Below are 7,766 nucleotides of genomic sequence, written 5' to 3' on the forward strand. Positions count from 1 at the left end.
AGGAGCGGCGCAAGCCGCGACATCGAGACGCAGACCGCGACGCAAACAGCGTCGTATCAGCGAACTTTCCGGCGAACCGTACGCCGCGAACCCACCACGAATTGACGCCGGTTTTACGCCGCCGCCCGCGCAGCGAATGGCGCCTTTACGCCCGCCGTTCCTACAGTGCTCCGCAGGCGCGCCATTCCGAGTGCGCCGTGAGTACCGACGTGTCGATCCTGATTCTGCGCGGCCCGCAAGGCGGTGTGTCCGAGGTTGATCCGAGGGCTCCGGCCCTGGCCGGCGCGGTGCGCGCGACTTTGGTCGAGCGCGCCGCCATCGCCGGCAAGGCGCTCGCGCTGCGCAGTTGCCGCAGCGAAGACGAGTTGGTCGAATGCCTGCAGGCGATGCGCGCGGCGAATACCGAACTGCTGCTGCTCGACCCCGGCGCCTGCGTGCCGGCCAGTGAGGCCTTGCGCGGCGCACTGGCGCGGTTGTCGATGCCCTACATCGAGGTCCACGACGACGACATGAACGCCCTGGAGCCGTCGATCGCGCCGCGATGCGGCCCGCGCCTGCGCCTGGTCCATGGCTACGCCGCGCAAAGCTATACCCTGGCTTTGTCGATCGCCCTGGAGCACCTGGGCTGCGCCGAAAGCGGCAACGACGTCCACGTCGGCACCTGAGCCGCGTTCATGAGCCCAACGTCCGAGCACCATTTCTATTTCGCCGATTACGAGATCCTGGTCGGCGGCCGTTTCTGCATCCGCGGCGAGACCACTTTGGATTACGCGCCGCCGGATGCGGCAGGCTTCGATCCGGCCGAATTGGTCGAGCGCATCCGCAGCCAGGTCGCCAGCGAACGCGGCGTGGAGCGCGATGAAGTGCGGATCCGGCATCTGAGCCGGTTGTAGCGTCGTCGCGAGGGGCTTGTAGGAGCGGCGTAAGCCGCGCCCCCGCTATCGCGTCGCTGCGTTTTCGGAGCGGGCGCGGCGTCCTGAAGGGACAAGCCGCGACCCGCGATTCAAGCGACGGCGAAACCGTCGCCTGCCGTCAAACCTCGACCTGAGCGAACGACACTGCGCGGGTATGGCCGTGGGTGGCTTGGCCTTCGCGCGGTTGCGGATAGTCGTCGAGGCGGTCGATCAGCACCGTGGCCAGGCCGGCCTCGCGCGCGGCGTCGAGTTCTTCGACCACGTCGGACAGGAACAGGATCTCGCCTGCGGGCAGTCCGATCGATTCGGCGATGCGCGCATAGCTGTCGCGTTCGCGCTTGCCGCCGACTTCGGTATCGAACCAGCCCGAGAACAGCTCGGTCAGGTCGCCGGCATCGCTGTGGCCGAACAGCAATCGCTGCGCCGGCACGCTGCCGGAGGAATAGACGTACAGGCGCTGGCCCTGGTCCTTCCATTGGCGCAGCGCCGGTGCGGCGTCGGGGTACATGTGCGAGGTGAAGTCGGCGCTCTTGTAGCCGTCGGCCCAGATCATGCCCTGCAGGGCCTTGAGCGCGGTGTGCTTGCGGTCCTGGTCGATCCAGCCCTGCAGCACCTCGACCACCACCGAGTCCTGGCACACGCCGCCGTTTTCCAGCGCGACCGCATCCAGCCATTTGCGCACCGCCGGCTCGCGCCCGCGTGCGGCGACGAAGCCGGGCAGGGCGCGGCGCGCGTACGGGAACAGCACGTCCTTGACGAAGGAAATGCTGCTGGTGGTGCCTTCGATATCGGTGAGGATGGCGTGGATGGGCATAAGACTAGTCTTGAGCGGAGAGGAGTGAGGAGTGAGCGTTGGGCGTTATGGCGCGGAGTGAGCGCCAGCGGCGGCCGGCAAACGAGCGAGGCGGATCGGGCCCGAGCGCAACCCGCTCACTCCTCACTCCTCTTCGCTCGTTTCCTGGTTCAGCCCGCCTGGCCCTTCTCGTAGCGCGGAAACTGCTGCGCCAGGTCGGTGCCGGTGAAGTAGCCGACCCAGCCGTCCGGCTCGGTGAAGAAGCGGATCGCGACGAAGCTGGGTTCCGGACCCATGTCGAACCAGTGCAGGGTGCTGTCGGGCACCGAGATCAGGTCGCCCTGTTCGCATTTGATCTCGTAGACCTTCGGCTCGACATGCAGGGTGAACAAGCCCGAGCCGGCGACGAAGAAACGCACTTCGTCTTCCTTGTGGTAATGCTCGTCGAGGAACTTGTTGCGCATGGTGTCGCGCTGCGGGTTGTCCGGGGCGATGCTGACCACGTCGACGGTCTTGAAGCCGCGCTCGGCGACGATGCGGTCGATGTCGCCGCGGTAGGCGGCCATGATGGTCTCGGGCGAATCGCCCGGCTTGACCGGCTGCGCGGCCTGCCATTGCTCGAAGCCGACGCCGATCCTGGCGAGCTCGCGCGCGATCTCGCCCTGGTCGGAGGTGCTCAGTTGCGGGGTGTCGGGTTGGTCCTCGACGAAAATGCGCAGGCGACTCATCGCTGCAGTCTCCTCAGTTCCAGTTCGCATCCCAGCAGGAATTCGAACGCTTCCAGGTGGCGCCGGGCCTCGGCCATGTCGCGGCCCCAGGCGTACAGGCCGTGGCCGTCGATCAGATAGCCCCACATCGGCTGGCTGTCGAGGGTGGCGTCGACCTGGGCGGCCAGGGTCGGCATGTCCTGGGTGTTCGGGTACACCGGCAGGTCCAGGGCGGTTTCGTGGGTGGTGGTGCCGGAGAAGGCCTTGAGCAGCTCGTAGCCTTCCAGGTGGACGTGGCCGATGCCGGCGTACAGGCGCGAGGCCACGGTCTGGGTCTGCGAATGCGTGTGCAGGACGCAGCCGACCTGCGGATAGCGCTTGTACAGCTGGGTGTGCAGCAGGGTCTCGGCCGAGGGGCGGTGGCTGGTCGCGACCGGCTGGCCGTCGAGGTCGACCACCATGATGTCGCCTTCGGTCAGGCGGCCCTTGTCGCGGCCGGAGACGGTGATGGCGACGTGCCCGGCGTCGATGCGGCTGGAGAAGTTGCTGCTCGTGGCCGGGGTCCAGCCGCGCAGCGCCAGTTCGCGCACGTTGACGATGATCTCGCCGGCACAGTGCGACAGGCGTTGGGGGTCGTAGGGCAGAGAACTGTTCATGGTCGCAGTTTACAAACAAACGGCGACCGGATCGCTCCGGTCGCCGCGTCATTGCCGGTCCTGGCGGCAACACAGCGTTGCCGCGGGGCCGCGATGGGCTTGGTCCGGCCGATCAAGGGCCGGCCGGGCCGTTCAGCCGTTCTTGCGCATCCGGCTGTGGCGGAAGCTGTAGGCGAAATAGATGGCGAAACCGATGCCGGTCCAGACCCCCATCAGCATCCAGTTGTGCGCGGTCATGGTCGACAGCAGCACCAGGCAGCTGACGATGCCGGCCAGGCAGATGCCCCAGGCGAACGGGATCCGGAACGGGCGCGGCAGGTCCGGCTGGGTGCGGCGCAGGATCAGCACGCCGGCGCAGACCGCGGCGAAGGCGATCAGGGTGCCCATCGAGGTCATGTCGCCGAGGATGTCGAGCGGGAACAGCGCCGCGAGCAGGGCGATGCCGATGCCGGTGATCACCGTGTTGACGTGCGGGGTGCGGTACTTGGGGTGGATCTTGGTGAAGATCGGCGGCAACAGGCCATCGCGGGCCATGATCATGAAGATGCGCGGCTGGCCGATGATCATCACCAGCACCACCGAGGACAGGCCGACCAGGGCGCCGATCTCGACCACCAGGCGCAGCCAGTTCAGCTCCGGGTGGCCGGCGATGGCGGTGACCACCGGCTCGTCGGTGCCGAGCAGGTTGTACGGCGCCAGGCCGGTCATGACTGCGGCCATGCCGATGTAGAGCACGGTGCAGATCGCCAGCGAGGCCAGCATGCCGATCGGCATGTCCTTCTGCGGCTTGTGCGATTCCTGCGCCGCCACCGACACCGCCTCGAAGCCGATGTAGGCGAAGAACACCATCGAGGCGCCGCGCAGCACGCCTTCCCAGCCGTACTTGCCGGGCCCCTGCGATTCGGGGATGAACGGCTGCCACAGGGTCGGGTCGACGTATTTCCAGCCGACCACGATCACCAGGATGATCAGGCCGGATTTCAGCAACACCATCGCCATGTTCATGGCCGAAGATTTGCGGATGCCCACGTAGCACAGCCAGGTCAGCAGCAGCACGATCGCCGCCGCCGGCAGGTTGGCGATCGCGCCGGTCGGACGCAGCTTGGCGTCGAGCGGCGCCTGCACCAGCGCCGCGGGCAGGGTGATGTCGAAATGTTCCAATAGACTGAGGAAATAGCCGGTCCAACTGACCGCGACCGCCGACGCGGACACGCCGTATTCCAATATCAACATCCAGCCGATGAACCAGGCCGCGAGTTCGCCGAGGGTGGCGTAGGTGTAGGTGTAGGCGCTGCCCGAGACCGGCACCATCGCCGCGAACTCGGCATAGGCCAGGGCGCAGAAGGTGCAGCAGATCGCGGCGAGCACGAACGACAGCATGATCGCCGGGCCGGCGTGTTCGGCCGCGGCCTTGCCGGTGATGACGAAGATGCCGCCGCCGATCACCGCGCCGATGCCGAGCGCGGTCAGGCCCCAGGGCCCGAGCGTGCGGTGCAGGCTCAGCCCTTCGGCGTCGGTGTGGGCGGCATGCGGATGTTTGGTCGCCCAGAGTTGTCCCAGCATGTGTTTCTTCCTGGTGCTGCTTGCGGCTGTGCAGCGACCTTCCGCTCGTCATTCCCGCGAACGCGGGAATCCAGGGCCTTACCTGCGAGAACCTTTGAACTCGCTCGACCCCCGCCTTCGCGGGGATGGCGGTCAAACGCCGCCGGGCCTGGTGACTCGAATCCGATCGCTGGTGCGATGCGTTACGTGAAAAGGAAAAAGGCCGGCGGAAGTTCCGCCGGCCTTGCTGACTGCGTGCCGGTCAGGCGCCGTTGGCGGCCTTGCGCAGCTTGCTGTTGCGGTAGCCGTAGCCGAAGTAGATCAGCATGCCGATCGCGGTCCAGCCGGTCATCAGGTGCCAATGCTCGGAGAACGGCTTCCAGAACAGGTACAGGCAGGCGGCCGCGCCGAGCGGGCAGATCACCACGGCCAGCGGCACGCGGAACGGGCGCGGCAAGTCCGGACGCGTCTTGCGCAGGATCAGCACGCCGATGCAGACGGTCGCGAAGGCCAGCAGGGTGCCCATCGACACCAGCTCGCCGAGCAGGCCGATCGGCAGGAACCCGGCCAGCAGCGCGGCGAAGATGCCGACGATGATGGTGCCGACGTAAGGCGTCTGGAACTTCGGATGCACCTTGGCGAAGAAACCCGGCAGCAGGCCGTCCTTCGACATCGAGTAGAAAATGCGCGGCTGGCCCATCAGCATGACCAGGATCACCGAGCTCAGGCCGGCGATGGCGCCGATTTCGACGGCGATCTTCAGCCAGCTCAGCGCCGGATAGGCTTCCAGCGCGGTCGCGACCGGCTTGGGCGTGCTCAGCATGTGGTAGGGCAGCAGGCCGGTCAGCACGCCGGACACGATGATGTAGATGATGGTGCAGATGACCAGCGAGCCGAGGATGCCGATCGGCATGTCGCGCTGCGGGTTCTTGGCCTCGCCGGCCGCGGTCGAGACCGCGTCGAAGCCGATGTAGGCGAAGAACACCACCGAGGCGCCGCGGATGATGCCGTCGTAACCGTACTTGCCGGGGCCCTGGCTTTCCGGGATGAACGGCACCCAGTTGTCGGGGTTGATGTACTTGGCGGCGAAGGCCACGAACAGGGTGATCACGATCACCTTGATCGCGACGATGATCGTATTGATGAAGGCCGACTGGGTGATGCCGACATAGCACAGGCCGCTGAGCGCGGCGACGATCGCCACCGCCGGCAGATTGATCAGGCCGCCGGTGTAGACGATGCTGCCGTCGACGACGTTGAGCGGCGCGGCCGCCAGCGAGGCCGGCAGGCCCATGCCCCACGTGCTTAGAAAACTGTTGAGGTAGCCCGACCAGCCGACCGCGACGGTCGAGGCCGCGAACAGGTACTCGAGGACCAGGTTCCAGCCGATGAACCAGGCGACGAATTCGCCCAGGGTGGCGTAGGAATACGAATAAGCGCTGCCGGAGACCGGCATCATCGCCGAGAACTCGGCGTAGCACAGGCCGGCGAAGGCACACGTAATGCCCGCGACGATGAAGCTCAGTACGATGGCCGGGCCGGCGTGTTCGGCCGCGGCGTGACCGGAGAGGACGAAGATGCCGGCGCCGATCACGGCGCCGATGCCTAGCATCACCAGTTGGGTGGCGGTCAACGATCGCTTCAGCGTTGCCTCGCCTTCGAGGCTGCCCTCTACGGGCTCGCCGGCATCCACGTGGCCGGACGGCGCCACCGGTTTGGTGATGAACAGGCCTCTCGACATCGAACTCCCCTCTCTCTCGTAAGAAGTGATCTCTACCCGTCGTTCTGGCGACGACGATGACCGCCTCCCTCAGTGGAGCGGCGGGCCACCTTAACCCAGGGTGGAAATGGGCGGCAAGCGCACACCGTCACGGGCTTTGCCCGCATAATCGCGCCCCCGGTCGCGCGCCAGTGTTCACTCCGCATGCCTGCGAAACATTCCGACGTCGTCGAAGTTCTGCGTTCCAATCTCATCGAATATGGCCGACGTTGGCCGCAGGAAGCCGAACATACGCTGGCGTTTCTAGCCTTGCTCGACGAGGCCCAGGGCCGCGGCACCGCCCCGGACGGCGCCCTGGCGCCCGGCGACCCCTTCCTGCGCGAGCGCCTGGCCGGCCATTTCACCGGCGGTGCGTGGCTGATCGACCGGGCCGGGCGCCGGGTCCTGCTGACCCACCACCGCAAACTGGAGCGCTGGCTGCAGCTTGGCGGCCATGCCGACGGCGACCGCGACCTGGCCCAGGTGGCCCTGCGCGAAGCCGAGGAAGAGTCCGGCCTGACCGGGCTCAGCGTCGAGCCTGAGCTGTTCGACCTCGACCGCCACTGGATCCCGGAACGCCGCGACGTCCCCGGCCATTGGCATTACGACCTGCGTTACGTCGTGCGCGCGAGCGACAACGAGGACTACGTGATCAGCGAGGAATCGCTGGACCTGGCCTGGCGCGAGATCGCCGAATTGCTCGAGGACCCGGGCAGCGACGAGTCGATGCGGCGCATGGCCCGCAAGTGGCTGGAGCGTGGCTGAGGCGGCGGCCGCAATGAAGATGCTTGCGGTGCCGGGCGATACCGCCCGAGCGATGCGTACCAAAGGGTAGGAGCGACGCAAGTCGCGACCGCGCCGTCCCGGCCTCGCGGCGCTACCAGCCGCAGCTTCCTGTAGGAGCGGCGTGAGCCGCGACCGCAGGGCTTCAGGCGGTGCTACCAGTCTTCGCGATGCTGTTGCCCTGTCCCGTGCGATTTCCTTCTTGGCTAAGGCTGGATTTGGCTATGGCTATGGCTGTTTTTGCTGTGGCTTTTGTTGTGCGTCGTTTCGCACTGGCGAAGGACATCGAAGACCCGGAGGGCGGTGCGCAGGGATGCGCGCCGTTTTTCATCGGGACAGGGATGTCCCGTATGAAAAAGCCCTGCGTTGGCATCGAACGTGCGGGCCCTTGATTCAAAGAAAAGCATTTTTCTTTGGTTACCTTTCTTTTGTTGCTTATGACAAAAGAAAGTAACCCGCCGCTTTAGTGGCGGAAGCTTTTGGCGTTTGATCTTGTTTCCTTAGAAGCTTCAAGCAAGTGCAGAGCTTCCGTCCGCTAACGCGGCCGGGTTACTTTCTTTTGCTAAGCCCAAAAGAAAAGTAACCAAAGAAAAGGGCTCTCCTTGCAAGGGC

At 66.1% G+C, this 7,766-nt stretch carries 9 protein-coding genes; 4 read left to right on the forward strand and 5 right to left on the reverse strand.

Going from position 1 to position 7,766, the window contains the following annotated elements:
- Positions 1-197 precede the first annotated feature (197 nt).
- Positions 198-665, forward strand: coding sequence for a type II 3-dehydroquinate dehydratase (locus ACTJJK_RS22430; RefSeq protein WP_440731293.1), 468 nt, complete (start codon positions 198-200; stop codon positions 663-665).
- Positions 666-674: 9 nt separating this feature from the next.
- Positions 675-893 (forward strand): hypothetical protein, encoded by a 219-nt coding sequence (locus ACTJJK_RS22435; protein WP_031373328.1) that lies wholly within the window; start codon positions 675-677, stop codon positions 891-893.
- A gap of 139 nt (positions 894-1,032) precedes the next feature.
- Here ACTJJK_RS22435 and mtnC read toward each other — a convergent pair whose 3' ends face one another.
- The 5 genes from mtnC to ACTJJK_RS22460 all read right to left on the reverse strand — a co-directional run bounded on the left by mtnC (position 1,033) and on the right by ACTJJK_RS22460 (position 6,353).
- Positions 1,033-1,728, reverse strand: a complete 696-nt coding sequence (gene mtnC / locus ACTJJK_RS22440) for an acireductone synthase (protein ID WP_440731294.1) — start codon at positions 1,726-1,728, stop codon at positions 1,033-1,035.
- A gap of 149 nt (positions 1,729-1,877) precedes the next feature.
- Entirely contained in the window at positions 1,878-2,435 is a 558-nt protein-coding gene (locus ACTJJK_RS22445) for a 1,2-dihydroxy-3-keto-5-methylthiopentene dioxygenase (RefSeq protein WP_031373330.1), read from the reverse strand.
- Positions 2,432-3,070, reverse strand: coding sequence for a methylthioribulose 1-phosphate dehydratase (locus tag ACTJJK_RS22450; RefSeq protein WP_031373331.1), 639 nt, complete (start codon positions 3,068-3,070; stop codon positions 2,432-2,434). The genes ACTJJK_RS22445 and ACTJJK_RS22450 overlap by 4 nt, the downstream gene beginning before the upstream one ends.
- A 132-nt stretch (positions 3,071-3,202) precedes the next feature.
- Complete coding sequence (locus ACTJJK_RS22455) at positions 3,203-4,633, reverse strand: amino acid permease (protein WP_031373332.1); 1,431 nt, start codon at positions 4,631-4,633, stop codon at positions 3,203-3,205.
- A gap of 241 nt (positions 4,634-4,874) precedes the next feature.
- The gene (locus tag ACTJJK_RS22460) at positions 4,875-6,353 is read right to left on the reverse strand and encodes an amino acid permease (RefSeq protein ID WP_031373333.1); all 1,479 of its coding nucleotides are present in this window, start codon (positions 6,351-6,353) and stop codon (positions 4,875-4,877) included.
- A gap of 183 nt (positions 6,354-6,536) precedes the next feature.
- Between ACTJJK_RS22460 and ACTJJK_RS22465 the strand changes: the two genes are divergently transcribed.
- Both ACTJJK_RS22465 and ACTJJK_RS22470 read left to right on the forward strand, forming a co-directional pair.
- Positions 6,537-7,136 carry an NUDIX hydrolase gene (locus tag ACTJJK_RS22465; protein WP_440731295.1) on the forward strand — a complete coding sequence of 200 codons (600 nt, stop codon included), beginning with the start codon at positions 6,537-6,539 and terminating at the stop codon, positions 7,134-7,136.
- 242 nt (positions 7,137-7,378) lie between these two features.
- Entirely contained in the window at positions 7,379-7,546 is a 168-nt protein-coding gene (locus ACTJJK_RS22470) for a hypothetical protein (RefSeq protein ID WP_223620674.1), read from the forward strand.
- Positions 7,547-7,766: the final 220 nt, after the last annotated feature.

Origin of the sequence: Lysobacter sp. 22409, assembly GCF_052045105.1 — a bacterium.
GTDB lineage: Bacteria > Pseudomonadota > Gammaproteobacteria > Xanthomonadales > Xanthomonadaceae > Lysobacter > Lysobacter antibioticus_B.